Source organism: Brachybacterium sp. UNK5269 (genome assembly GCF_049266655.1).
GTDB lineage: Bacteria > Actinomycetota > Actinomycetes > Actinomycetales > Dermabacteraceae > Brachybacterium.
In genome coordinates this window covers 169,952-194,423 of the sequence record NZ_CP184883.1, presented here as the reverse complement: position 1 = coordinate 194,423, position 24,472 = coordinate 169,952, and the positions used below count along the sequence as shown (strand labels likewise).

The window sequence follows — 24,472 nt, the reverse complement described above, 5'->3', positions numbered from 1 at the left end:
GGTGGAGGGGCGGGCGCCGCGGTGCGCGCCGGCTGAACCGGCGCGGCGGGCTCAGGCGCTCGCCGCCGGGCCCGGCGCCGTCGACTCCCGCTCGATGACCCGGGTCTCGAGCTTGAAGGGATGGGCGAAGAGCTCCGGGTCCGAGGAGAGCGCCAGCAGCCGCTCCACGGCGACCTGCCCCATCGAGAACAGGGGCTGACGGACCGCCGTCAGCTGGGGGTGCGTCCACTGCGCGATCATCGTGTCGTCGAAGCTGACCACGCTGAGCTGGGTGGGGACGTCCACCCCCGCCTGCCGGGCCGCGCGCAGCGCACCGACCGCCAGGGTGTCGGCGACGGCGAAGATCGCGGTGGGCGGCTCGGCGAGCCGGAGCAGGCGCTCGGCCCCGCGCTGACCGTCCTCGTAGGAGAAGCTGCCATGCTCGATCAGCCCCCGCTCCCAGCGGACGCCGGCCTGACCGAGCGCGGAATGGTAGCCCTGCAGCCGCTGCCGCGCCGGCACCGAGTCCGCCGGACCCGCCAGCACCCCGATCCGCCGGTGGCCCAGGTCCACCAGGTGCTGGACGGCCGAGGCGCCGCCCTCCCAGTTGGTGGCGGAGATGGTGACGATCCCCTTGACGTCGGGGTCGATGGAGACGGGGTCGATCGCGATCAGCGGCAGGGAGAGGTCCCGGCTCCACTTGGCGTGCTGGGCCCCGATCGGGGTGGTCACCAGGATGACGCCCTCGACGCCGCGGGAGGCGATCTCCGCCATCCAGGCCCGGGAGAGGCCGGCGGAGGTCTGGTCGCCGCTGATGACCAGCAGGTCCACATCGGCCCGGTGCGCCGCCTTCTCCGCGCCCTCGAGCACCTGCAGCGAATAGGGGCTGGTGAGGGTGTCGAAGTGGATGAGCACCGAGCGCCGACGGTCGCTCTCGCGCCGCTTGGGCTGGTAGCCCAGCTCGCGGGCGACCTCGGAGACCGTCACCCGGGTGCGGTCCCGCACGTCGGCGCGACCGTTCATCACCTTCGAGGCGGTGGCCAGGGAGACGCCGGCCCGCTCGGCCACATCCTTCAACGTGACGCGGCCGCTGTTGGCCTCGCCCTGCTCGCCCTGCGTCATGACCCCACCTCTTCCCGGATCCGGTGCGCTGCGTCGCGCGCGCACCACGGGCTGATCCTCCGGTCGAGGAGTCTCGCCCGGTGGCGCCCGGAATTCCAGACTAGACCAGGCCCGGAGCCGCCCGGGCCGCGTCGCCCGAGCGCGGTGCGCGTCGAGCCATGGATGCGTCGCGCCCCCCGGTCCGGGGACCGGGGGGCGCGAGGCGAGTGGCGCTCAGCCCTTGACGGAGCCGAGCATGATCCCCGAGACGAAGTACCGCTGCACGAACGGGTACACGCACAGGATCGGGATGAGGATCAGGATCATCGTCACGGACTGGATGTTCGCGTTGATCTCGTTGACCGTGGACCCGGACGCCGCGGCGCCCTCGGAGGCCGCTGTCGACGCTCCCGCGATCAAGTTCCGCAGGAACAGCGTGACCGGGAACAGATCCGTCTGATCCAGATAGAGGAACGCCGCGAACCAGTCGTTCCAGTACTGCACCGAGTAGAACAGCACCATCGTCGCGATCACCGCCTTCGACAGCGGCAGCGTGATCCGGAAGAAGATGCCGAACCAGGTCAGGCCGTCGATGTGCGCGGCCTCCTCCAGCTCATTGGGCAGGTTCTCGAAGAACGCCTTCATCACCAGCAGGTTGAAGACCGACAGCGCCGGCGGCAGGATCACCGCCCACATCGTGTTCTTCATCCCCAGCGTGGAGATCAGCACGTAGTTCGGCACGATGCCGCCGTTGAAGAACATCGTGAACACGGCGATGCCGATGAGCAGCCCGCGGCCCTTGAGGTGCTTCTTGGACAGCACGAAGGCGTAGGTCGTGGTCAGCACCATCGCGATGGTCGTGCCGATCACGGTGTAGACCACCGTGTTGCCGTAGCTGCGCCAGAAGTTCCCGTTGTCGGCGACGGCCTTGTACGTGTCGAGGTTGAAGTCGACCGGGAACAGGTTGACCTTGCCGGCGTTGATCGCCCCCGCCGAGCTGAACGACTGCGCGAGCAGCATGATGAACGGGTAGAGCATCACCGCGCACAGCAGCACCAGGGCGGTCATGTTGATGACGGTGAAGATCCGGTAGGACGTGGAGTCCTTGATCTTCGTGTTCCGCGGCGCGACGGGCGCCTTGCGCGGAGCGTCGGGAGCCATTGCTTCGATCACCACAGGCTTGTCCCCACCAATCGCTTCGAGATGTAGTTGGCCGACATCACCATGGCGAACCCGATGATCGCCTGGAACAGTCCGATGGCGGCCGCGTAGCTGAGGTTGTTCGACACCAGGCCCACCCGGTACAGGTAGGTGGAGATGACGTCGCCGGTCGAGTAGGTCATGGGGTTGTACAGCAGCAGGACCTTCTCGAACCCGACGTTCAAGAAGCTGCCGATGTTCAGGATCAGCAGCGTGACCATCGTCGGGCGGATGCCCGGGATGGTGACGTGCCAGGTCTGCTGCCAGCGGTTGGCCCCGTCGATCCGGGCGGCCTCGTAGAGGGCGTCGTCGACGGCGGTGAGCGCGGCGAGGTACAGGATCGTGCCCCAGCCGACGGTCTGCCAGGCCTCGGAGGCGACGTAGATGAACCGGAAGTACTCGGGCTTCTGCAGGAAGGAGACCGCGTCCCCGCCGAACGCCTCGACGATCTGGTTGACCGTGCCCTGCAGGGAGAGCAGCTGGTAGACCATGCCCACCACGATCACGACCGAGAGGAAGTGCGGCAGGTAGCTGATCGACTGCACGATGCGCTTGAAGTGCGTGCGTCGCACCTCGTTGAGCATCAGTGCGAGGATGATCGGCAGCGGGAAGCAGACCACCAGGGTCATGCCGCCGATGATCACCGTGTTGGCGAAGACGTTCCAGAACGCGGGATCGCTGATGAACATCTCCACGTAGCGGGTGCCGACCCACTCGTCGCCGAAGATGTTCCCGCCCGGCCGGAACCGGCGGAAGGCGATCACGTTGCCGAGCATCGGCACGTACCGGAAGATCGCCAGGAAGATCAGCGGTGCGATGGCGAAGGTGTACAGCGGCCAGTCGCGCCGCAGCGCCCGCTTCCAGCCTCCCGGCCGGCGCTTCGGGGCGGGACGTCGCGCAGCCGGCTCGGCCGGCGCGACGTCCCGCGTCTCCGCGAGGGTCATGGGATCAACTCCTCCCTGCTCGGTCGGATGCGGCCGGTCACCCGTTGGCCTCGACGAAGCGGTCGCGAGCCGTGTTCAGCAGCTCGAGGTAGCGCGGCAGACCCGCGGCCTCGAGCTCGCTCTTGAAGGCGTCCCACTCGGACATGTCGCGGTCACCCATGATGAACTGGAGCGTCGCGGTGTCCACGGCGTCCTTGATCGGGGTGGAGAGCAGGGAGGCCTGCTCGAGCTCGGTCTCGTCCATGGGCTTGGGCGGGTAGGGCTCGCGGGGGGTCCGCACGGAGAGCACGTCATCGATGTACTGGACGAACTCGGGGGTGCTGTAGGACTCCTTGAGCGCCCGGGACTCGGTGGACTCGGCCGGGAAGGTCGAGAAGCCGAGGTCGGTCTTGATGTCCGTCTCGGCGCCCGGGTTGATCGCATAGTCGTCCAGGGAGAACTCGTCCTTCAGCGCGATGGTGCCGTCGGCGGCCTCGGTGTAGTTCACGTCCTTCTCGCCCCAGCGCAGCATCTCGCGGGCGTCCGGGTTGTAGTAGAGCCAGTCGAGGAACTGCAGGGTGGCCAGGAAGTGCTCGGACTTCGTGATCTCCGAGCTCAGCATGAAGCCGTGCCAGAAGTTGCGCGGCTCGACGTGGTCGCCGGCCGGGCCTGCGGGCGGCGGGATCAGGGTGACGGCGTGGTTGCCCTTGCCGACGGTCTCGTCGAGGGCCGTGGCGAACTCGATCGCGGTGCCGGAGGAGCCGGAGGCGGCGAAGCAGGTCTCGGCCGCGAACTTCTCGCTCACCGACGCTGCGCCGGAGCCGTCGTTGGAGGCGGTGAGGGACTCCCTGTCGAGCAGGCCCTCCTCGACCAGGGTCCGGAACAGCTCGACCATGGCCTTGTACTCGTCGGTGATCGCGACGTAGGTGAGCTTGCCGTCGGGGCCCTCGATCGAACCGTCGCCGAAGCCCCAGCCGCCCTTGGTGAGCCAGGCGTGCGAGGCGAAGTTGAAGAGCGCACCGCCCTCGAAGCCGTCGGCCAGCGGGGTCGAGTCGGGGTACTTCGCCTTGATGAGCTTGAGCGCCTCGTGGAGCTCCTCCCAGGTGTTCGGCACCGCGCCGGCGACCTCCTCGAAGACGTCCTTGCGGACCACGAGGCTGAAGACGGGCACCGAGACCTCCTGCAGCCCCGGCACCATGTAGTACTTGCCGTCGGCCTGCTTGAGGTTGTTGATCATGTCGCCGAGGTCCCACTCCTCGACGTACTTCTGGAAGTTCGGCATCTTGTCGACGTAGTCGCTCAGCGGCACCACGGCGCCGGAGGAGACGAACGGGGCCTCCTCGCCGGTGTAGACCAGCGGGATCAGCGTCGGCGCGTCACCGGCGCTGATGAGCAGGCTGCGCTTCTCGGCATGGTCGCTGAAGGGGATGTGGGTGAGCGTGATCTCGACGCCCGTGAGCTCCTTGATGTGCTCGAAGAGCCGCCAGGAGTCCTCAACCGGAACCTCGGGCCAGTCGGTCCACAGCATGCTCACCTGGAAGGGCTCGCTCGCCTTGAACTGCGTGTCGGCGGCGTAGCCCTCCATCGCGCCGACGTTCTGGGTCTCGACGTCGGCCTCCTCTCCGGAGCCGGAGCTGCACGAGGCCAGCGCCACGGTCGCGAAGGCCGCGGCGGAGAGGCCGACGAAGCTGCGTCGGGTCTGGGAGAGATGGAAGGGGTGTGGCGTCGTCATGGCCGTCTCCTCGTCGAGATGAGCTCCGCACCGGAGCATCCGGTACGGCTGAACGGGTGGAAATCCTGGGGCACTGCGTATCCGGCGACCCGGTGCGATGCCCGTCAGGGCGGCATCCGGAGCGGACGTGGGGGTGATCGTCGATGGCCGATCCGCGACCACTGCGATCTCACTGCTGCTCGACCCTGCTGCATCGCAGAGCCGTCCAACTCGGCGTTCACTTTCGCTGAAGTTTCGGCGTTGGCGCTCAATGTAGCCGCCGCCACACCGGCGGTCAAGGCTTTCGTCCGCTCTCGCCGCGGGTGTGCATATCAGTCGCTGCGTCGCGCTGGCCTGGAAGAACGCAGCGTAGATCCCGTCGATGCCCCCTCTGGGCGCCGCAATCTTTGGTAACAGTCTCGCAACGAAGGCCCCGCACCTACCGAAAGTTTCAGGCTCTGACCGCTCGGAAAGGTCCGTAGACTCGGCCTCCCGACCTAAAGGAGGCGCGATGAGCCCCGCCCGACCGCCGCGCAGCGTCTTCACCGCGCTCACCGAGGGCACCTACTGGTTCCTCGTCATCGACGTGCTGCTGGTGCTCGCCTGCGCGCCGACGATCATCGTCTGGGCGCTGCTGGGCGGGGATCCGGCCGGTGCGCTGTGGCTGGGCCTCGCCGCCCTGCCGGTGCTGCCGGCCCTCGCCGCGGCCCTGTACGCCTGGCGCCGACGCGGCGAGGACCCCGACCTGGCGCCCGCCTCCCGCTTCCTCCGCGGCTACCGCGTGAACCTGCGCGACAGCCTGGCCGTGGGCGCCCCCGCGCTGGCGATCCTGACCGTCCTGGCCCTGAACATCGCCTACGGGGGCGCCCTCGGCACGTCGAGCCTCAGCGCCGCCTTCCTGGTGATCGGGGCGCTGGTGCTGCTGATCCTGGTGCGGGCGCTGACGATCGTCTCGAGCTTCAGCTTCCGGCTCCGCGACGTGCTGCGGCTGTCCGTCTTCACGCTGCTGACCAAGCCCCTGTCGACCCTGGCGCTGCTCTCGCTGGGCGTGCTGACCGTGGGCCTGATGCACTTCGTCGGCGAGTTCGCGCTGCTGCTCGCCGCCTCGCTGCTGACCTACGCGCTGTGGCACTCGGAGCAGCCGGTGGCCCGGCTGCTGCGCGAGCAGTTCGTCAGGAGCGAGGAGGAGCCGGCACCGGGCCCAGCTGCGTGACGGTGCCGCCGCGCGGCACCGTGACCTCGTGGGCCTGCCCGTCGGCCTCCACCCGGTAGTCCCCGGCGAAGCCCTGCAGACGCACCACGCCGTCGGCGTCGGACCGGTGCTCGGCCCGCTGCACCCACCAGTGGTCGTGGATCAGCTCGCGCAGCGCGTGGTAGCCCGGCTTCGGGGTGCCGTCGCGGCGCACCAGCCCGGCCGGCGCACCGAGCCAGGCGGAGGCGTCGTCCAGCCCCCAGTACGTCAGCGACTCGGCCGCCGGGTGGGAGAGCACGGTGCGGTAGTGGCGCACGAGCTCGTCGGCCTGGCGCTCCTCGCCCTCCGGGGTGGAGGGCCAGGAGTCGACCACGTAGTCGTTGAGGTCCACGATGTGGGCGGGCATGAGGTCCCCGGAGACCAGCGTCGTCTCGGTCATCTGCAGCGGCAGTCCGAAGCGGGAGAAGCGCTCGAGGACCTCGGCGATCTGCTCCTCGCCGCGATAGCCCTTGTGCATATGGGTCTGCAGGCCGATCGCGTCGATCTCGACCCCCGCCTCGAGGCACTCCTCGATGACGTCCTCGTAGGCCGGGGAGAGATCGAAGTCGTTGAGCACCAGGCGCGCCGTGGGGTCCGCCGCCCGGGCGGTGTCGAAGGCCAGGCGGATGACGTGCATCCGTCCGCGCGCGCGGGCCAGCCGGGTGACGGCGTTCTGCTCGGCCTCGAACACCGGCAGGATGACGGTCTCGTTGATCGCGTCCCACTGGTCCACGAGCCCCGCGAAGTCGCTGGCCTCACGGGTGATGCGGGCCCGGATCGCGTCCTCGACCTCCTGGTCGCTGCGCTCCATCAGCCAGGTCGGGGCCAGGGTGTGCCACAGCAGCGGATGGCCCTTGATGCGCACGCCCCGAGCCCTCAGCTGCTCGGCCAGGCGGCGCACCCGCGGGGCGTCGGTGGCCCCGGGCGTCGGCTCGAACCAGCGCCAGTAGAACGGCAGGGTGGCCATGGTGAACAGGCCGTGCCAGAGCGAGGCGAGGTCCTGGCCGTCGCCGTCCGCGGCGGGCTCGGGCAGGTCGAAGGCGATGCAGCCGAAGCCGAAGGCGTGACGGGTCTGCTCGACGGTGACCACCGCGCCGGGGCGCGGGGCGCCGTCCTGGTCGACCAGTCGCAGCTCGAGGGGCTCGAGCCGGGTGCTCGGGGCGGATGCGGCGATCATCGGCCCTCCCCCGCTCCGGCGTCCACCAGCACGGTCTGCGGCGCGGACGACGCGGCGACCGGCTGCACCGTCACCGGCGTCTCCATCACCCGCTCGCCGTCCCCGACCACCCGCACCTCGCCGATCACGTCGAAGGAGCCCTCCAGGGCGGTGTCCTCGCTCGAGGCGCCGACGCGGATGCGGAACTCGCCGGGCTCCACGATGCGCTGGTAGTCCTCGCCCAGGAAGGACGTGCGGTCGGCGTGCAGGGAGAAGGTGACCCGGGCGCTCTCGCCGGCGGCCAGCTCGACCTTGCGGAAGCCCACCAGGCGCTTCAGCGGGCGCACCACCGAGGCGACGGGGTCGCTGAGGTAGAGCTGGACGACCTCCTTGCCCTCGCGCTCGCCCGCATTCGTCACCGTCGCCGAGATCTCGACGGTGCCGTCGGCCGCGATCTGCGGGGCCGACAGCGCGAGGTCGGAGTACTCGAAGCGGGAGTAGCCCAGGCCGTACCCGAAGGGGAACAGCGGCTTGGGGTCGATGTTCGAGATGCCGTCGCTGACCCAGGCCAGCACCGGGGCCAGGTAGGTGCCGGGCTGGCCGCCCATCCCGCCGGGGATCCCGATGGGCAGGCGGCCCGAGGGGTTCACGCGGCCCGAGAGCACCCCGGCCAGGGCGCTGCCGCCCTCCTCGCCGGGCATGAAGGCCTGCACGATCGCGGCGCAGCGCTCGACGTAGGCGCCGAGCGCGTAGGGACGGCCGGTGACCAGCACCAGCACCACCGGGGTGCCGGTGGCCAGGACGGCCTCGACCAGCTCGTGCTGGGCGCCGGGCAGCTGCAGGTCGGCCACGTCGCAGCCCTCCCCGGAGGTCCCGTTCCCGAACAGGCCCGCGATGTCGCCGACGGCGAGGACCGCGACGTCGGCGGCCTCGGCGGCGGTGACCGCCTCGGCGATGCCGGCGGTGTCGGTGCCGGTGAAGTCGGTGCCCGCGACGGTGGTCAGCGTCGAGCCCGGGAACTCGGCGGCGAGGGCCTCGGCGAGGGTGGGCACCGCGACCGCCGTGCCGTTGTCCTCGAGGCGGGACAGGACGTGGTTGGTGAAGCTGTAGCAGCCCAGGAAGCTGCGCGGCTCCACGGCGCTGGGGCCGATCAGGGCGATCCGCCCGGGTGCGGCCAGCGGCAGGGTGCCCGCCTGGTTGCGCAGCAGGACGATGGACTCCTCGGCCAGACGGCGCGCGAGCTCACGGTTCTCGGCGGGGTCCAGGTCGATCGCCTCGCCGGTGGTGGCGGGATCGAAGTCGGCATCGAGCAGGCCCAGCTGGATCTTCTGGCGCAGCACCCGGCGCACCGCGGCATCCAGCACCTCGACCTCGAGCTGGCCCGCGGCGATCGCGTCCAGCAGCTCCGGGAAGGTGTTGGTCTCGGGCAGCTCGACGTCCATGCCGGCGCGCAGCGTGGTCACGGCCGCGTCGCGGGTGGTGGCCACGACCCGGTGCATGGACTGCAGGAAGTTCACGGCCCAGTAGTCGGAGACCACGGTGCCCTCGAAGCCCCAGGTCTCGCGCAGCAGCTCGGTCATCAGCCAGCGGCTGGCGGCGGGGGCGACGCCGTCGATGTCGGCGTAGGAGTTCATGACCGCGCCGACCTTGCCCAGGCGCACGGCCATCTCGAAGGGGACCAGGTCGATCTCGTGGAGCTCGCGGCGCCCGATCGAGACCGGGGCGTGGTTGCGGCCGGCGCGGGAGGCGGCGTGGCCGGCGAAGTGCTTGAGGGTCGCGATGACCCCGGAGGACTGCAGGCCCTTGACGTACTCGGTGCCGAGGACGCCGGTGAGGTACGGGTCCTCGCCCATCGTCTCCTCGATGCGGCCCCAGCGGTAGTCGCGCACGATGTCGAGCACGGGAGAGAGGCCGACGTGGGTGCCCAGCGCCCGCATGTCCGCGCCGATGCGGCGCGCCATCTCCCCGACCAGCTCGGGAGCGAAGGACGCGCCCCAGGCGATGGCGGCGGGATAGGTGGTGGCCTCATGGGCCATCAGACCGGTCAGGCACTCCTCATGGGCGATCGCCGGGATGCCGTGGGGGGACTGCTCGGTGACGGTGACCTGCATCCGGCGCAGGGCCTCCACGCCCTCCGCGGCGGTCAGCGGAGCACTGCCGAACACCCGGGTGAGGTGCCCGAGGCCGAGCTGCGCGGCCTCCTCGAAGGGATCGCGGCCCTGGTCGAAGGTGGACTGCATGGGGGCGAAGCCCTCCGCGTCGCCGATCTGCGGCCGCTTCCAGTAGCTGCCGAGCTGTGCGACCTTCTCCTCGGGACTGAGGTCGGCCAGCAGCGTCTCGACGCGCTCGTCGAGGGCCACCGAGGGGTCTCTCCACGGGGGAACGGTCATGGGGTGCTCCTTCGCACGGCATCCAGGGGACGAGCAGCCTCGCAGGGGGAGGTTTCAGACTCGTTTAGCAAGATTTTCGGTCACTTTCGCTACGGCCGAGAGTAGAGGAGGGCGGCTTGCCGGTCAACACATGATGCGAGATAGGGTGGAAGCGGTTCCCCGGCACCCGTACGATGCCGGTGGCCGTTCCTGCCCGGCTGCTTCGGTGCAGGTCAGCAGGGTCCGTTCGGCACAGTCGCCGCCCCGTCGGCGCCGACGCCGCCGAGGAGGTCCCGCCCCGCCGCCCCACCGAAACTTTCATGAGGAGTCGTGAGACCGCCTGTGACATCCCCGCACACCCCCACCCGTCCGCTGCGCATCGGCATGATCGGCTACGGCTTCATGGGTGCCGCCCATTCCCATGCCTGGCGCAGCGCGCACCGCTTCTTCGACCTGCCGCTGACGCCCGTGCTGGCCACCCTCGCCGGCCGCACCGAGTCCGCCGTGACCGAGGCTGCCGCCCGGTACGGCTTCGAGGCCCGCACCACCCGCTGGCAGGACCTCGTCGAGGACCCCGCGATCGACGTCATCGACATCTGCACCCCCGGCGACACCCACGTCGAGATCGCCCTGGCGGCCCTGGCCGCCGGCAAGCACGTGCTGTGCGAGAAGCCCCTGGCCAACTCCGTCCAGGGGTCCCAGCAGATGACCGAGGCCGCCGCCGCGGCCCGCGCCCAGGGCATCCGCTCGATGTGCGGCTTCAGCTACCGCCGCACCCCTGCCCTGGCCTACGCCCGCCAGCTGGTCGCCGGCGGCGCCGTGGGCGAGATCCGCCAGATCCGCGCCCAGTACCTCCAGGACTGGCTCTCCGACGCCGACGCCCCCATGACCTGGCGCCTGGACAAGGACAAGGCCGGCTCCGGCGCCCTCGGCGACATCGGCGCCCACATCATCGACCTGGCCCAGTGGATCTCGGGCCGCGAGATCGCCGCGGTCTCGGGCACCCTGGAGACCGTCGTTCCCACCCGCCCCGCCGCCGGCACCGCGCAGGGCCTGGGCGGGCGCGGCGACACCTCCGGGCAGCGCCAGGACGTCACCGTCGACGACGTCGCCCTGTTCACCGCCCGCTTCGAGGGCGGCGTGCTGGGCTCCTTCGAGGCCACCCGCATGGCCCAGGGCCGCAAGAACGCGATGCGCATCGAGATCAACGGCTCGGCCGGCTCCGTGGCGTTCGACTTCGAGCGGATGAACGAGCTCGAGGTCTACGACGCGACCGCCCCGGCCGGCCGACAGGGCTTCACCCGCGTCCTGACCACCGAGCCCGAGCACCCCTACGCCGCAGCCTGGTGGCCCACCGGCCACGGCCTGGGCTACGAGCACACCTTCACCCACCAGATCGCCGACCTCGTGCGCGCGATCGGCGAGGGCACCGACCCCTCCCCCTCCTTCGAGGAGGCACTGCAGGTCCAGCGCGTCCTCGCCGCCGTCGAGACCAGCGCCGCACACGGCAGCGCCTGGCACAGCACCGATCCCCAGGAGCCCACCGCATGAGCAACCCCCAGACCACCGCCGAGACCAGCACCTTCGTCGAGGCCCCCGCCCCCGCACCGCCCTGGTGGTGCGCGGCGGCTGGGACGGGCACCAGCCCGTCGAGGCCACCGACCTGTTCATCCCCTTCCTGGAGGAGAACGGGTTCACCGTGCGCATCGAGGACTCCCCCGCCGTCTACGCCGACGCCGAGTACATGGCCACCGTGGACCTGATCCTCCAGTGCAACACCATGTCCACCATCGAGCGGCCCCAGTTCGAGGGGCTGCGGGCGGCGATCGAGGCGGGCACCGGGATGGCCGGCTGGCACGGCGGCATCGCCGACTCCTACCGCAACGAGTCCGACTACCTCACCCTGATCGGCGGCCAGTTCGGCTGCCACCCCGGCAAGCACCCCGACGAGCGCACGGGCGAGCAGTCCGACAACTACGTGCCCTACACGGTCAACATGCTGCCGGCGGCCGCGGAGCACCCGATCACCCGCGGCATCGAGGACTTCGACCTGGTCACCGAGCAGTACTGGGTGCTCAGCGACGACTACATCGACGTGCTCGCCACCACCACCCAGAAGGTCCGCGAGTGGGATCCCTGGCACCGCGAGGTGACCTCCCCCGCGATCTGGACCCGCCAGTGGGGCCAGGGCCGCATCTTCGTCTCCACCCCCGGCCACCGCGTCGAGGTCCTCGAGGACCCCAACGTCCGCACCATCATCGAGAGGGGCCTGCTGTGGGCAGCCCGCTGAACACCACCCCCGCCCCGACCCCCGGTCCCGACCGCGCCCCGATGCGCATCGGGATGATCGGCTGCGGCGTCATCTCCCGGCAGTACCTGGACACCTTCGACGCCCTCCCGGACGTGCAGCTGGTCGCGGTCGCCGATCTGGACCCGGCCCGCGCCGCGGCCGCCGCCGAGGGACGGGCGGGAGTGCGCGCCCTGACCGTCGAGGAGCTGATCGCCGATCCCGAGGTGGACACGGTCCTGAACCTCACCATCCCCGCCGCGCACGCCGACATCGACCATGCGGCGATCGCTGCGGGCAAGCACGTGTACTCGGAGAAGCCGTTCGCGGTCACCACCGAGGAGGGGCGGCAGGTGCTGGCCGCCGCCCGGGAGGCCGGACGCCTGGTGGGCAGCGCCCCCGACACCGTGCTCGGCACCGGCACCCAGACCGCCCGGGCGGCGATCGATGAGGGCCTGATCGGGACCCCGATCGCGGCGACGGCCACGATGGTCACCGTCGGCCATGAGCGCTGGCACCCGCATCCGGACTTCTACTACCTCCCCGGCGGCGGTCCGCTGCTGGACATGGGCCCGTACTACATCCACGCCCTGGTCACGCTGCTGGGCCCGGTCGCCTCCGTGATCGGGGCCGGCAGCCGGATGCGCAGCGAGCGCACCATCGGCTCCGGTCCCCGCGAGGGCGAGACGATCCCGGTGTCCACCGACACCCATGTCACCGGGGTGCTCGTGCACGCCTCCGGGGTGCTGTCCACGCTGGTGATGAGCTTCGACGCGATCGCCACCTCGGCCCGTCCGATCGAGATCCACGGCACCGGCGGCAGCCTGGCAGTCCCCGACCCCAACCGCTTCGAGGGCGACGTGCAGCTGCACCGCCTGGGCGGCGAGGGCTGGGAGACGCTGCCGGTCTCGGCCGGGTACGTCGAGGCCTCGCGCGGCATCGGCCTGCAGGACATGGCCGTGCGCGGCGCCGCGCTGCGGGCCAGCGGCGAGCTCGGTCAGCACGTCCTCGAGGTCATGAACGCGGTGCTCGAGTCGGCCGGCTCCGGGCAGCGGGTCGACGTCGTCAGCACCTGCGACCGGCCCGAGGCGGTGGCGCTGGAGGACGTGCGCACCGCGACGGGCGCATGGCAATCGCAGGCATCCGCATAACCCAATCCGCGACATCGAGGAGACTGCCCCCATGCTCACCGTCGGCATCATCGGCACCGGGAACATCGCCCGGGCGCACTTCGCCGCCTACTCCGCCTTCCCCGACGTGCGGATCGTGGGCCTGGCGGACATCGTCCCCGCCAAGGCCGAGGCCGCGCGCGAGGAGCACGGCCTGACCGGGGCGAGCGTCTACGACGACGCGGGCGCCATGCTCGCCGCGCAGCAGCTGGACCTGGTCTCGATCGCCACGCCCCCGGGCACCCACTGCGAGCTCACCGTGCAGGCCCTCGAGGCCGGGGTGAACGTGATCGTGGAGAAGCCGATGGCGCCCTCCCTCGAGGAGTGCGACCAGATGCTCGAGGCGCAGCGCCGCTCCGGCAAGCTGCTCTCGGTGATCGCCCAGAACCGCTTCCGCGACGACATGGCCCAGCTCAAGGCCGTGCTCGACTCGGGGCGGATCGGCCGCATCGCCCACGCCCGGATCGCCTCGGAGTGGTGGCGCGGCCACTCCTACTACGACCTGTGGTGGCGCGGGACCTGGGAGTCCGAGGGCGGTGGGTGCACCCTGAACCACGCCATCCACCACCTCGACCTCACCCTGTGGCTGCTGGGCCGGCCGCAGGCGGTGGCGGCGATGATGACCAATGCCGCCCACGAAAACGCCGAGGTCGAGGACCTCTCGGTCGCGATCCTGCAGTACGAGCGCGCCCTGGCGGAGCTGACCAGCTCGGTCGTCCACCACGGCGAGGAGCAGGCGATCGTGATCCAGGGCGAGCACGCTCGCATCTCCCAGCCCTGGCGGGCGGTCGCCGAGACCGCGCGCCCCAACGGCTTCCCGGAGACCGGCGGGAACGCCGAGCTGGTCGCCGAGCTCGACGCCCTCGCCGCCGCGCAGGCACCTCTCGAGCACACCGGGCACACCGGTCAGCTGGAGGACGTGATCGCCGCCCTGCGGGAGGGGCGGGCCCCGCTGGTCGACGGCGAGGACGGCAAGCGCGCGATCGAGCTGGTCACCGCGATCTATGCGGCCGCCATCGAGCGCCGCACCGTCGACCTCCCGATCTCCCCCGAGGACCCGTACTACCGCCACGGCACCCTCATCGAGCGGGCGCCCCACTTCTTCGAGAAGACCGCCTCGGTCGCCTCGCAGGACGGCGACATCATTGTGGGCGCCGCGCACCAGTAGCCCCGCCCCCTACAGACCCACCCCTCGATCGAAAGGACCTTTCATGAGCGCCTCCGAAGGAGCCAGCTACGCCCCGGCCCCGATGCCGAAGCCGGTCGTCGAGCCCGGCGAGTTCGTCTTCGCCGCGATGCACCTGGACCACGGCCACATCAACGGCATGACCGAGGGCCTGATCGGCGCCGGCGGCACCCTGAAGTGGGTCTACGACACCCAGCCCGAGCGGGCCGCCGCCTTCCAGGAGAAGTTCCCCGAGGTCACGATCGCCTCCAGCGAGGAGGAGGTGCTGGCCGACGAGCAGGTGCACCTGGTCGCGGCCGCCGCGGTCCCCTCCTCCCGCGCCCCGCTCGGCATCCGGGTGATGGAGGCCGGCAAGGACTACTTCACCGACAAGACCCCGCTGACCACCTTCGAGCAGCTCGCCGAGGCCCGGGCGGCCGTCGAGCGGACCGGCAAGAAGTACGCCGTGTACTACTCCGAGCGGATCCACGTCGAGGCGGCCGTGCTGGCCGGCCAGCTCATCGACCGCGGTGCGATCGGCACCGTGATCCAGGTCCAGGGCATGGGCCCGCACCGCATGGGCGACCCCGCCACCCGCCCCGACTGGTTCTTCGAGCGCGCCCACTACGGCGGCATCCTCACCGACATCGGCAGCCACAACTTCGAGCAGATGCTCGCCTTCACCGGCTCCGAGAACGCCGAGATCCTCTCCAGCTCGATCGGCAACTTCGGCAACCCCGAGCACCCCGAGCTCGACGACTACGGCGACGCCCACATCGCCCTGTCCAGCGGCGCCACCGGCTTCGTGCGGGTGGACTGGTTCACCCCGGCCGGTCTGCGCACCTGGGGCGACGGTCGCACCTTCATCCTCGGCACCGAGGGCTACATCGAGCTGCGCAAGTACATCGACGTCACCACCGACAACGGCGGCGGCCAGGTGATCCTGGTCGACGGCGAGGGCGAGCACCGCATCGACGCCAGCGGCCAGGTCGGCTACCCCTTTTTCGGGGACCTGATCCTGGACGTCCTGCACCGCACCGAGAACGCCATGACCCAGGAGCACGCCTTCACCGCGGTCGAGCTGGCGCTGACGGCCCAGCACCAGGCCCGCGAGCTCACCGGCCGCCAGGGCTGATGCTCCGCCGTCCCGAGGGCGCTCACCCCGCCCTCGGGCGGCGACGCGTAGGGTGGCGACCACCGCCCTGAGGAGGCCGCTGTGTCCGCTGTCGTCGACCGTGCCACGAACTTCGCTGAACTCCATGCGTCCGGGGACCTGCTGGTCCTGCCGACCGTCTGGGACACCTGGAGCGCCGGCGTCGCCGCCGCGGCGGGCTTCCCGGGCCCCACGGTCGGCAGCCACCCCGTCGCCGACGCCATCGGCAGCGCCGACGGCGAGCAGATGGACCTCGGCGACTACCTCACGGTGGTCGCGAGGATCGTCGAGGCCACCGAGCTGCCCGTCAGCGCCGACGTCGAGTCCGGCTACGGGCTGGACCCGGGCGAGCTGATCGAGCGACTGCTCGCCGTCGGCGCCGTCGGCGCGAACATCGAGGACGTGGTCCACGGCGAGGGCAAGCGCATCCGCGACCGGCAGGAGCATGCCGACTACATCGCCGGCGCCCGCCGGGCCGCGGACGAGGCCGGGGTGGCGTTCGTGATCAACGGCCGCACCGATGCCCTCAAGCTCGGCACCGACGTGTTCGCGGACCCGCTGGCGGAGGCCGAGGAGCGCATCCGGCTGATGGAGCAGGCCGGCGCCCGCGCCGTCTACCCGGTCGGGCTGGCCTCCGCCGACCAGGTCTCACGACTGGTGCAGGCGGTCTCGGTGCCGGTCAACGCCACCGCCCACCCCGTCGACGGCCACGGCGCCGGTGACCTGTCCGCGCTGAGGGAGCTCGGCGTCCGGCGCGTCACCTTCGGCCCGCTGTGGCAGAAGTGGCTCGCCGAGGTCTCCTCGGCGCAGCTCGCGCACTGGGCCACCCCCGCCTGACCAGGAGAACCACGTGTCCCGCTCGACCCGCCTGCCCGCCCTCGGCCGCTCGACGCTGGGAGGGCTCCCCCAGCTCGGCGCCTCCGCACCCCGCGACCCCGCCCGCGCCGGCATCGTCCACCTCGGCCTCGGCGCCTTCCATCGCGCCCATGCCGCCGTGCACACCGCCCGGGCGCTCGCCGCCCAGGAGGGCGACTGGGGCATCATCGGCTTCGCGAACCGCTCCCGCGCCGTGGTGGATCCGATGGCCCGCCAGGACGGCGCCTACAGCGTCCTCGAGCTCTCCGAGACCGGCACCCGGGCCGACGTGGTCGACGTGCACCGCGGCGTCGGCGTGATGACCGAGGACCCCCCGGCCGTGATCCGCGAGATCGCCGATCCGCGCCGGAGGATCCTGACCCTGACCGTCTCCGAGGGCGGCTACTACGTCTCGCCCCGCACCGGCCGGCTCGACGTCGAGGACCCGCCGCTGCGCGCCGACCTCGCCGACCCCGCGAGCCCGCGCACCGTGATCGGCCTGCTGGCCCGCGGTCTCACCGCGCGCGCCCGCAGCGGCGACCCCTTCGCGGTGCTGCCCTGCGACAACGTCACCTCCGCCGGGCAGACCGCGCGGGCGATGGTCACCGAGTTCCTCGAGCGCTCCGGCGTCGACGACGACGTCCTGGCCTACGTGCGCGAGCAGGTCTCCTTCCCCGACGCGATGGTCGACCGCATCGTCCCGGCCACCACGCCGGGGACCGCCGGGCAGGTCGCCGAGCTGCTGGGGGTGCGCGACCAGGCGCCGGTGCGCGCCGAGCAGTTCTCGATGTGGGTGATCGAGGACGACTTCCCCGCCGGGCGACCCGCCTGGGATCGCGGCGGCGCCGTCATGTCCGCCGAGGTGGAGAAGTACGAGCAGGTCAAGCTGCGGGTCCTCAACGGCCCGCACTCCCTGATCGCCTACCTCGGCGCCCTCGACGGCCGCCCCACGATCCCGGCGTCCTACGAGCAGGACGTCATCACCGAGGCCACCGACACCCTGATCCGCGAGGAGATGCTCCCGACCATCGACCTGCCCACCGGCTTCGACGTCGACGGGTACATCGCCGACCTGCAGCACCGCTGGCGGAACCACGCCCTCGGCCACCGCACCCGGCAGGTGGGCTCCGACGGCTCGATGCGGCTGCCGCAGCGCCTCCCCCTCCCGGCCCTGTTCCACCTGCGGCAGGGACGCACCCCCGCCCTGCTGGCCCTGACCGTGGCCGCCTGGTTCGCCTGCGCGGTCCCGCCGCGGGGCTTCGAGCCCGGCGAGCAGGCCCGCGCCATGACGGATCCTGCCGAGGCCCGGCTGCGGGAGATCGCCGCCGCGGCCACCACCCCCGCCGAGCACGCCCGGGCGCTGCTCGAGAGCGGCTGCCTGTCCGCGGAACTCGCGGAGCACGAGGCGTTCACCGTGCTCGTCGGGGACCTGCTGACCACCCTCGTCACCTCCGGACCGCGCGCCGCGGCCGCGGAGGCGCTGTCCGCCACGCACCGGGAGATCCACCGATGAAGGCCCTGAGCATCCACGCCGCCGAGGACCTCCGCTGGCAGGACGTGCCGGAGGTCGAGCCCGGGGAGGGCGAGGTGCGGCTGCGCATCGCGTACGTCGGCATCTGCGGCTCCGACCTGCACTACTACTTCCACGGCGCCAACGGCGCCTTCGTCCTGCGCGAGCCCATGACCCCCGGTCATGAGCTGTCGGCCGTCGTGGACCTCGACCCCAGCGGGCAGTTCGCCCCCGGTACCCCGGTGACCGTGCACCCGGCCCGCTACGGGCGCAGCGCTCCCGGCATCGAGGACCGCCCCCACCTGTGGCCGCACGGCGACTACCTGGGCAGCGCGAGCGTCATGCCGCACCGCCAGGGCGCGGCCGCGGAGTACCTGGTCATCGGGCGTGAGAACCTGCGCCGGCTGCCCGCCTCGGTGCCGCTGCGACGGGGCGCCCTGGCGGAGCCGCTCGCCGTCGCCCTGCACGCGGTGAGCATCGCCGGCGACGTGAGCGGCGCGCGCTGCCTGGTGCTCGGCTCCGGCCCGATCGGGCTGCTCGCCCTCGCCGCCCTGCGGCACCGCGGCGCGGCCTTCGTCGATGCCACCGACGTGCGTCCCGAACCGCTCGAGCGGGCCCGGTCGCTGGGCGCCGAGAACACCTTCCTGGTGCCCGCGCAGGGGCCGCAGCGCGATGCCTACGACGTGGTGCTCGAGTGCTCCGCCGCGCCGGCCTCGCTGTCCTCCGCGGTGCGCGCGGTGCGCCCTGCCGGGATCATCGTGCAGGTCGCGATCCTCCCGGACCGGGACATCCCGGTGAACCTCGCCGCGCTCGTGGCCAAGGAGGTCCAGCTGCGCGGCACCCAGCGCTTCGACGCCGAGATCGACGAGGCCATCGAGCTGCTCGCCGCGGATCCCCGCTTCGACGCCGTCATCACCCACACCCTGCCCGCCGCCGAGGCGGCCCGGGCCTTCACGATCGCGCAGGACGCCTCCCGCTCCGCCAAGGTGCTGCTGGAGCTGTGACCCCCGCCGAACCCACCCCGAGGAGATCCCGATGACCACCACCGACCGTCGCCTGCTGCCTGAGCGCACCGCCGCCGCCCGCCTGATCGTCGTGCTGCGCGGCGAGCGCGCCGATCAGTACGCCCCGGTGCTGGAGGCCCTCGCCGGCGCCGGGATCCGCTCCGTCGAGCTGACCCTGTCCACCCCGGACACCCTCGATGTTCTGCCGGCCCTGCTCGAGCGCTTCGGGGACCGGCTCGACATCGGCGTCGGCACCGTCACCGATCCGGCCGACCTGCGCACCGCGGCGGAGCGCGGCGCGCACTTCATCGTCACCCCGATCACCCGGGCCGACCTGCTCGAGGCGGCGGCCGCGGCGGGCATCGCCATCATCCCCGGTGGCCTCACCCCGAGCGAGCTGCACGCCGGCTGGGCGGCGGGCGCGGCGGCGGTGAAGGTGTTCCCGGCGAGCGTCGTCGGTCCCGGCTACCTCAAGGACCTGCGCGGACCGTTCCCCGATCTCCGCGTGATCCCCTCGGGCGGGGTGGACCTCGCGGCGGCCCGGGCCTGGCTGCAGGCCGGCGCCGACGCGGTCTCCGTGGGCGGTCCGCTGGTGGGCGATGCGCTGAGCGGGGGCGACCTCGATGCCCTCGCCGAGCGCGCCGTGCCGTTCGTCGGGGTGACCGTGCGCGAGGCCGGCGCATGACCCCGGTGTCCGGCACCTGGGCCACCCCCACCGTCACCGCGCCCCGCGTCGTCACCGTCGGTGAGACCATGGCGCTGATGCGCAGCGCCGCGATCGGGTCGCTCGCCCATCTGCCCTCCCTCGATGTCGCCGTGGGAGGGGCGGAGTCGAACCTCGCGGTCGGTCTGCGCCGCCTCGGCGTCCCCGCGGCGTGGATCAGCCGGGTGGGCGATGACCCGCTGGGCACCCGGGTGGTGCGGGAGATCCGCGCCGAGGGCGTGGACGTGCACTGCGAGATCGATCCGGAGCGGCCGACGGGCCTGATGGTCAAGTCCCGCCCCAGCGCCGCCACCACCCGGGTCGACTACTACCGGGCGGGCTCGGCCGCCTCCGCGCTGAGCCCGGCGAACCTGCCCGCCGGGATCATCGAGAGCGCGGAGATCGTGCATCTCAGCGGCATCACCTCGCTGCTCTCGCTGAGCGCCCACGCCACCAACATCGCGGCCGCGCAGCGCGCCGTCGCCGCCGGGGTGCGGGTGAGCCTGGACGTGAACTTCCGCTCCCGCCTGGGCTCCCGCGAGCGCCTGGCCACCCGTCTGGGTGAGATCCTCGACCACGTCGACATCCTCTTCGGCGGACCGGAGGAGCTCTCGCTGCTGGTGCCCGGCGCGGATGAGACGGACCCCCACGGCCTGCTGCGGGCCCTGGCCCGGACGGGACGCCAGGTGGTGGTGAAGCTCGGCGCGCAGGGCGCGGCCGCCCTCGTCGGCGCGGACCTCGTCGAGGCGCCCGGGCACCGGGTCGACGTGCTCGACACGGTGGGCGCCGGGGACTCCTTCGTGGCCGGCTACCTGAGCGCGGACCTCGAGGGCCTTGATCCGGCTGCCCGGCTGGCCCGTGGTAACGCCTGCGGCGCGCTCACCTGCACGGCCGCCGGGGACTGGGAGGGCGCTCCGCGCCTCGCCGACCTCGAGGCCCTGCTCTCCGGGCGGGCCGGGGACCCCGTGCGCCGCTGAGCCGCGGCGATGCAGCGGCGATGCAGCACCGCACAGCACCGGGCTCAGAGCCCGAGCACGGCCGTCGCGATCGTGAAGTAGATGATCAGCCCGGTCGCGTCGCAGAAGGTGGAGATGAAGGGATTGGAGAACACCGCCGGATCCGCCCCCACCCTCTTCGCCACCAGTGGCATCAGACCGCCGACGATGGCGGCCATGGTGCAGATCGACAGCAGCGTCAGCCCCATCACCGCCCCGATCTCCCAGCCGTAGACGAGTCCTGAGACCCCGAGCCCGAGCGTGCCCAGCACCGCGCCGAGCACGGCGCCCACGCGCAGCTCACGCCACACCACCCGGGGCAGGTCCCGCACCCGCACCTCCCCCACGGCGAGCGCCCGGGTCACGGTGGTCGCGGCCTGGTTGCCCGTGTTGCCGCCGGTGCCGGTCAGCAGCGGGATGAACAGCGCGAGGATCACCACCTGGTCCAGGCGGTCCTCGAAGATCTCGAGCACCTGGACGGTGAGGATCGCGGAGATCGCGAGCACCAGGAGCCAGACGATGCGGCTGCGCACCACGCGCAGGATCGGCGTGGAGAGGTAGGCGCGCGGCAGCGGTTCGGAGCCGCTGGTGCGCGCGGAGTCCTCGGCGTTCTCCTGCTCGATGATCGCGACGGCGTCGTCGACGGTCAGTATGCCGACCAGCCGGTCCTCGCGATCCACGATCGGCATCGCCAGCAGCTTCGCGCCGAAGAAGCGCCGGGCGGTGTCCTCGCGGTCATCGGTCGCCGCGGCCCGGACCGCCTCGTGCGCAAGATCGCCGACGCGGGCCTCCTCGTCCGCCATCAGCAGCCGGCGCAGCCCCACCACGCCCAGCAGGCGTCGGGTGCCGTCGACCACGGGGAGCAGATAGATGGTCTCGGCCTCCTCGGCGCGGGCCCGCACCTGCGCGAGGGCCTCCCGCGCGCTGAGCTCGGGCCGCAGGGTGAGCACCTCGGGGGACATGTACCGACCGATGGCGCGGCGCGGGTACCCGAGCACCGCGGTGGTCATGGCGCGCTCGTCGGCGTCCAGGCCGTGCATGAGCCGCTCGGCGACCGAGGCCGGCAGCTCGTCGAGGAGGGAGGCGCGGTCGTCGGGGTCGAGGTCCCCGATCAGGTCGGCGACCTGCTGTGTGCGCAGAGCGGAGATCAGCTCCGCCTGGTGGTGCGGGGGCAGGGCCTCGAAGACCCGCAGGGCGCTGCCCTTGTCGAGCACCCGGAACAGCATCGCGGCCTCGGTCGCCGGGCGCGTCTCGACGAGGTAGACGAGCTCACCGATCGGCAGTCGCTGCGCCTCGAGCGCGAGCCGCTCGAGCTGCTCCTCGTCCTGCGGGGTCCCGCGCAGCAGGGAGAGGACGGAATCGATGGTCGCCTGGGTCGTGGTCACCGCGCCATTGTGGCCGACGAGCCTGTCGCGACCCGACCCCCTCGGGCCGGCGCTCCGAGCAGGCGCCGGTCGGCGCCGGCCGTCGGGGCCCGCCGGGCCTCACCAGTCGTGCACGGAGCCGTCCCGCAGGCGGTTCACCGGCAGGTAGGCGGGCACGTACTCGTGGGCGGCCGCGGCCTCCTCGTCGAGCTCGACGCCGAGCCCCGGGGCCTCCCCGGATGCAGCAGGCCGTCCGCGAAGCGGTAGGAGGTGCGGAAGACCGACAGCGTGGCCTCGGAATGCGGCATGTACTCCTGGATCCCGAAGTTGTGGATCGCCAGGCCCAGGTGCAGGTTCGCGGCCATCCCCACCGGCGACACGTCGGTGGGGCCGTGGAAGCCGGAGCGGATGCCGTAGATGCCGGCGAAGCTCATGATCTGGCGCAGTCCCGTGATGCCGCCGGCGTGGGTGGCCGAGGAGCGCACGTAGTCGATCAGCCGCTCGGTGATCAGCGTCTGGTAGTCGTACACGGAGTTGAAGACCTCGCCGATGGCGAGCGGGGTCACCGAGTGCTGCCGCACCAGGCGCAGCACGGTCTGATCCTCGCCGGGGGTGCAGTCCTCGAGCCAGAACGGGTCGAAGGGCTCGATCGCCCGCGCCAGCCGCGCGGCCTCGATGGGGCTGAGGCGATGGTGGGCGTCGTGCAGGAGGCGCAGCTCGGCGCCGAACTCCTCGCGCACCCCGGCGAACACCGAGGGCAGGTGGCGCAGATAGGCGCGGCTGTCCCAGGTCTCCTCCGTCGGCCGCAGCGGGGCGCCCGCGGCGAGCCGGCCCGCCGGCTCGTACTCGTACTTCCCGCCCGGGACGGCGTCGTGCACCCCGTAGATCTGCTCGAGCCCGGGCACCCCGGCCTGGATCCGCACCGCCTGGAAGCCCTGCTCGACGTAGCCGCGGATCGCGTCGTTCAGCCGCTCGAGGGTGCTGCCGGAGGCGTGGGCGTAGGCGAGCAGCCCGGTCCGGGAGGCCCCGCCGAGCAGCTTGTACAGCGGCACCCCGGCCTTCTTGGCGGCGATGTCCCACAGGGCCATGTCGATCGCGGCCACGGCCGACATGGTCACCGGTCCGCGCCGCCAGTAGGGGCTGCGGTAGAGGTACTGCCAGGTCTGCTCGATCGCGGACTCGTCGCGGCCGATCAGGGTGGGGGCGACGTGGTCGCGCAGGTAGGAGGCCACCGCCAGCTCGCGGCCGTTCAGGGTCCCGTCGCCCCAGCCCACGATCCCGTCGCCGGTGGTGATCCTGACGGTCACGAAGTTGCGGCCGGGGCTGGTGACGTTCACGTCGATGCGGTCGATGGCCATGGCGGGCGGTCCTCCGGGAGCTGGGGGGCGGGCTGAGGGGCACGGGCGCCGGCCGCAGGATCGCGGGGCCGTGCTGCGGCGGACGGCGTCAGCATCGTAGGCCAGCCCGGCGGCCGCGTCGGCGCCGGTCCGGCCAGGCGCCCGTCGGCGCTGGTCCGGTCAGGCGCCCGTCGGCACCCGTCCGATCAGGCGCCCGTCGGCGCCGGGGCGGTGGACTCGCGCGTGACCACCTGCGTCTCGAGCTGGAAGGGCATGGCGAAGCGCTCGGGGTCCTTGGCGAGCGCGAGCGCGCGCTCGACAGCCACCTGCCCCATCGCGAACAGGGGCTGCTTGATCACCGTCAGCTGGGGGTTCGTCCACGACGCCAGCAGCGTGTCGTCGAAGCCGATCACGCTGAGCTGGTCCGGGACCCGCAACCCGAGCTCGAAGGCGGTGCGCAGGATGCCCAGCGCGATGGTGTCCGAGGTGGCGAAGATGGCCGTCGGCGCGGGCGTCCCCTCCGGCAGCTCGGCGAGCAGGGCCCGACCGGCGCGTCGGCCCTCCTCGAAGGTGTAGCGGGCGCCGACCACCAGGGCGGGGTCGAACTCGATGCCGGCCTGCTCGAGCGCGCTGCGGTAGCCGTGCAGCCGCTCCCGGACCGGGGCGGAGAACTCCGTGCCCAGCGCGATGCCGATGCGGCGGTGGCCGAGGTCCAGCAGGTGCTGGGTGGCCGCGCGGCCCCCGTCCCAGTTCGTCGAGGAGATCCGCACCAGCCCCTCCAGCGGGGACTCCTCCTCGCCGGTGATCGGGTCGATCACCAGCAGCGGCAGGGAGCAGTCGCGGCTCCAGGCCAGGTGCTGGGCCGTCACCGGCGCGGTGACTGAGATGACCGCGCCGTGGCCGCGGTCGGCCATCTCCCGGAACCAGGGCTTGGTCAGCGCCCGGGCGTCCTCGCCGCTCCGGGACTCCATGGTGGTCACCACCAGGTCCACCCCGGCCCGTCGGGCGGCGAGGGTGGCCCCGTGCAGGATCTCCAGCGAGTACGGGTTGTTCAGGGCGTCGAAGGCGATCACCACGGAGGGGCCGTCGGTGGGCTCGCGCCGCTTGGGGGCGTAGCCGAGTTCCCGGGCGGCGCGCTGGACCATCGCGCGCGTCGAGTCCTTCACGTCGGAGCGTCCGTTCATCACCTTCGACGCGGTCGCCAGCGAGACCCCCGCCTGCTCGGCCACCGAATTCAAGGTCACCCGTGCCATCTGGTCC

At 72.0% G+C, this 24,472-nt stretch carries 19 protein-coding genes and 1 pseudogene; 11 read left to right on the top strand and 9 right to left on the bottom strand.

The annotated features are described in order from the left end of the window. Positions 1–51 precede the first annotated feature (51 nt). From ACOJUI_RS00905 to ACOJUI_RS00890, 4 genes are all read right to left on the bottom strand, one after another. On the bottom strand, positions 52–1,101 hold the full coding sequence (locus tag ACOJUI_RS00905) for a LacI family DNA-binding transcriptional regulator (RefSeq protein ID WP_422116232.1): 1,050 nt from the start codon (positions 1,099–1,101) through the stop codon (positions 52–54). 213 nt (positions 1,102–1,314) lie between these two features. Next, positions 1,315–2,241, bottom strand: a complete 927-nt coding sequence (locus ACOJUI_RS00900; RefSeq protein ID WP_422117590.1) for a carbohydrate ABC transporter permease — start codon at positions 2,239–2,241, stop codon at positions 1,315–1,317. Between the two features lie 8 nt (positions 2,242–2,249). Continuing rightward, on the bottom strand, positions 2,250–3,224 hold the full coding sequence (locus tag ACOJUI_RS00895) for an ABC transporter permease (protein WP_422116231.1): 975 nt from the start codon (positions 3,222–3,224) through the stop codon (positions 2,250–2,252). Positions 3,225–3,261: 37 nt separating this feature from the next. Continuing rightward, the gene (locus tag ACOJUI_RS00890) at positions 3,262–4,935 is read right to left on the bottom strand and encodes an extracellular solute-binding protein (RefSeq protein ID WP_422116230.1); all 1,674 of its coding nucleotides are present in this window, start codon (positions 4,933–4,935) and stop codon (positions 3,262–3,264) included. 490 nt (positions 4,936–5,425) lie between these two features. On the opposite strand from ACOJUI_RS00890, the gene ACOJUI_RS00885 reads away from it, so the two are divergent. Further along, complete coding sequence (locus ACOJUI_RS00885; protein ID WP_422116229.1) at positions 5,426–6,127, top strand: DUF624 domain-containing protein; 702 nt, start codon at positions 5,426–5,428, stop codon at positions 6,125–6,127. Here the strand turns inward: ACOJUI_RS00885 and ACOJUI_RS00880 are convergent. Next, positions 6,087–7,322: an endo-1,4-beta-xylanase gene (locus tag ACOJUI_RS00880; protein ID WP_422116228.1), complete on the bottom strand. Its 1,236-nt coding sequence runs from the start codon at positions 7,320–7,322 to the stop codon at positions 6,087–6,089. The two genes, ACOJUI_RS00885 and ACOJUI_RS00880, sit on opposite strands and share 41 nt — an antisense overlap. Beyond that, a complete protein-coding gene (locus ACOJUI_RS00875) occupies positions 7,319–9,691 on the bottom strand; it encodes a beta-glucosidase family protein (protein ID WP_422116227.1) in 2,373 nt (790 codons plus the stop codon). Before ACOJUI_RS00875 ends, ACOJUI_RS00880 begins: the two co-directional genes overlap by 4 nt. Before the next feature lie 363 nt (positions 9,692–10,054). Between ACOJUI_RS00875 and ACOJUI_RS00870 the strand changes: the two genes are divergently transcribed. The 10 genes from ACOJUI_RS00870 to ACOJUI_RS00825 all read left to right on the top strand — a co-directional run bounded on the left by ACOJUI_RS00870 (position 10,055) and on the right by ACOJUI_RS00825 (position 20,493). Next, entirely contained in the window at positions 10,055–11,221 is a 1,167-nt protein-coding gene (locus ACOJUI_RS00870; protein WP_422117589.1) for a Gfo/Idh/MocA family protein, read from the top strand. Between the two features lie 67 nt (positions 11,222–11,288). Then, entirely contained in the window at positions 11,289–11,960 is a 672-nt protein-coding gene (locus ACOJUI_RS00865; protein ID WP_422116226.1) for a ThuA domain-containing protein, read from the top strand. Positions 11,961–12,001: 41 nt separating this feature from the next. Then, entirely contained in the window at positions 12,002–13,108 is a 1,107-nt protein-coding gene (locus tag ACOJUI_RS00860; RefSeq protein WP_422117588.1) for a Gfo/Idh/MocA family protein, read from the top strand. A 31-nt stretch (positions 13,109–13,139) separates the two neighbouring features. After that, positions 13,140–14,294, top strand: coding sequence for a Gfo/Idh/MocA family protein (locus ACOJUI_RS00855; RefSeq protein WP_422116225.1), 1,155 nt, complete (start codon positions 13,140–13,142; stop codon positions 14,292–14,294). Between the two features lie 43 nt (positions 14,295–14,337). Then, a complete protein-coding gene (locus ACOJUI_RS00850) occupies positions 14,338–15,426 on the top strand; it encodes a Gfo/Idh/MocA family protein (RefSeq protein WP_422116224.1) in 1,089 nt (362 codons plus the stop codon). A gap of 81 nt (positions 15,427–15,507) precedes the next feature. Beyond that, the gene (locus tag ACOJUI_RS00845; RefSeq protein ID WP_422116223.1) at positions 15,508–16,281 is read left to right on the top strand and encodes an isocitrate lyase/PEP mutase family protein; all 774 of its coding nucleotides are present in this window, start codon (positions 15,508–15,510) and stop codon (positions 16,279–16,281) included. A gap of 13 nt (positions 16,282–16,294) precedes the next feature. After that, positions 16,295–17,812 (top strand): mannitol dehydrogenase family protein, encoded by a 1,518-nt coding sequence (locus ACOJUI_RS00840; RefSeq protein WP_422116222.1) that lies wholly within the window; start codon positions 16,295–16,297, stop codon positions 17,810–17,812. Then, positions 17,809–18,813, top strand: a complete 1,005-nt coding sequence (locus tag ACOJUI_RS00835) for an L-idonate 5-dehydrogenase (RefSeq protein WP_422116221.1) — start codon at positions 17,809–17,811, stop codon at positions 18,811–18,813. Before ACOJUI_RS00840 ends, ACOJUI_RS00835 begins: the two co-directional genes overlap by 4 nt. Positions 18,814–18,844: 31 nt before the next feature. Beyond that, positions 18,845–19,498, top strand: coding sequence for a bifunctional 4-hydroxy-2-oxoglutarate aldolase/2-dehydro-3-deoxy-phosphogluconate aldolase (locus ACOJUI_RS00830; RefSeq protein WP_422116220.1), 654 nt, complete (start codon positions 18,845–18,847; stop codon positions 19,496–19,498). Continuing rightward, positions 19,495–20,493: a sugar kinase gene (locus ACOJUI_RS00825; RefSeq protein ID WP_422116219.1), complete on the top strand. Its 999-nt coding sequence runs from the start codon at positions 19,495–19,497 to the stop codon at positions 20,491–20,493. The genes ACOJUI_RS00830 and ACOJUI_RS00825 overlap by 4 nt, the downstream gene beginning before the upstream one ends. Before the next feature lie 44 nt (positions 20,494–20,537). Here the strand turns inward: ACOJUI_RS00825 and mgtE are convergent, their stop codons facing one another. The 3 genes and pseudogenes from mgtE to ACOJUI_RS00810 all read right to left on the bottom strand — a co-directional run bounded on the left by mgtE (position 20,538) and on the right by ACOJUI_RS00810 (position 24,465). Continuing rightward, positions 20,538–21,896, bottom strand: coding sequence for a magnesium transporter (gene mgtE, locus ACOJUI_RS00820; protein WP_422116218.1), 1,359 nt, complete (start codon positions 21,894–21,896; stop codon positions 20,538–20,540). 99 nt (positions 21,897–21,995) lie between these two features. Beyond that, positions 21,996–23,233 (bottom strand): annotated as a pseudogene (gene manD / locus ACOJUI_RS00815) (D-mannonate dehydratase ManD). A 185-nt stretch (positions 23,234–23,418) separates the two neighbouring features. Then, on the bottom strand, positions 23,419–24,465 hold the full coding sequence (locus ACOJUI_RS00810; protein ID WP_422116217.1) for a LacI family DNA-binding transcriptional regulator: 1,047 nt from the start codon (positions 24,463–24,465) through the stop codon (positions 23,419–23,421). Positions 24,466–24,472 lie beyond the last annotated feature (7 nt).

Bases quoted from the DNA above. Each gene is read 5' to 3' on its own strand.
- ACOJUI_RS00905 (WP_422116232.1), bottom strand. From the start codon at position 1,101: ATGACGCAGGGCGAGCAGGGCGAGGCCAACAGCGGCCGCGTCACGTTG.
- ACOJUI_RS00900 (WP_422117590.1), bottom strand. From the start codon at position 2,241: ATGGCTCCCGACGCTCCGCGCAAGGCGCCCGTCGCGCCGCGGAACACG.
- ACOJUI_RS00895 (WP_422116231.1), bottom strand. From the start codon at position 3,224: ATGACCCTCGCGGAGACGCGGGACGTCGCGCCGGCCGAGCCGGCTGCG.
- ACOJUI_RS00890 (WP_422116230.1), bottom strand. From the start codon at position 4,935: ATGACGACGCCACACCCCTTCCATCTCTCCCAGACCCGACGCAGCTTC.
- ACOJUI_RS00885 (WP_422116229.1), top strand. From the start codon at position 5,426: ATGAGCCCCGCCCGACCGCCGCGCAGCGTCTTCACCGCGCTCACCGAG.
- ACOJUI_RS00880 (WP_422116228.1), bottom strand. From the start codon at position 7,322: ATGATCGCCGCATCCGCCCCGAGCACCCGGCTCGAGCCCCTCGAGCTG.
- ACOJUI_RS00875 (WP_422116227.1), bottom strand. From the start codon at position 9,691: ATGACCGTTCCCCCGTGGAGAGACCCCTCGGTGGCCCTCGACGAGCGC.
- ACOJUI_RS00870 (WP_422117589.1), top strand. From the start codon at position 10,055: ATGATCGGCTACGGCTTCATGGGTGCCGCCCATTCCCATGCCTGGCGC.
- ACOJUI_RS00860 (WP_422117588.1), top strand. From the start codon at position 12,002: ATGCGCATCGGGATGATCGGCTGCGGCGTCATCTCCCGGCAGTACCTG.
- ACOJUI_RS00855 (WP_422116225.1), top strand. From the start codon at position 13,140: ATGCTCACCGTCGGCATCATCGGCACCGGGAACATCGCCCGGGCGCAC.
- ACOJUI_RS00850 (WP_422116224.1), top strand. From the start codon at position 14,338: ATGAGCGCCTCCGAAGGAGCCAGCTACGCCCCGGCCCCGATGCCGAAG.
- ACOJUI_RS00835 (WP_422116221.1), top strand. From the start codon at position 17,809: ATGAAGGCCCTGAGCATCCACGCCGCCGAGGACCTCCGCTGGCAGGAC.
- ACOJUI_RS00830 (WP_422116220.1), top strand. From the start codon at position 18,845: ATGACCACCACCGACCGTCGCCTGCTGCCTGAGCGCACCGCCGCCGCC.
- ACOJUI_RS00825 (WP_422116219.1), top strand. From the start codon at position 19,495: ATGACCCCGGTGTCCGGCACCTGGGCCACCCCCACCGTCACCGCGCCC.
- ACOJUI_RS00810 (WP_422116217.1), bottom strand. From the start codon at position 24,465: ATGGCACGGGTGACCTTGAATTCGGTGGCCGAGCAGGCGGGGGTCTCG.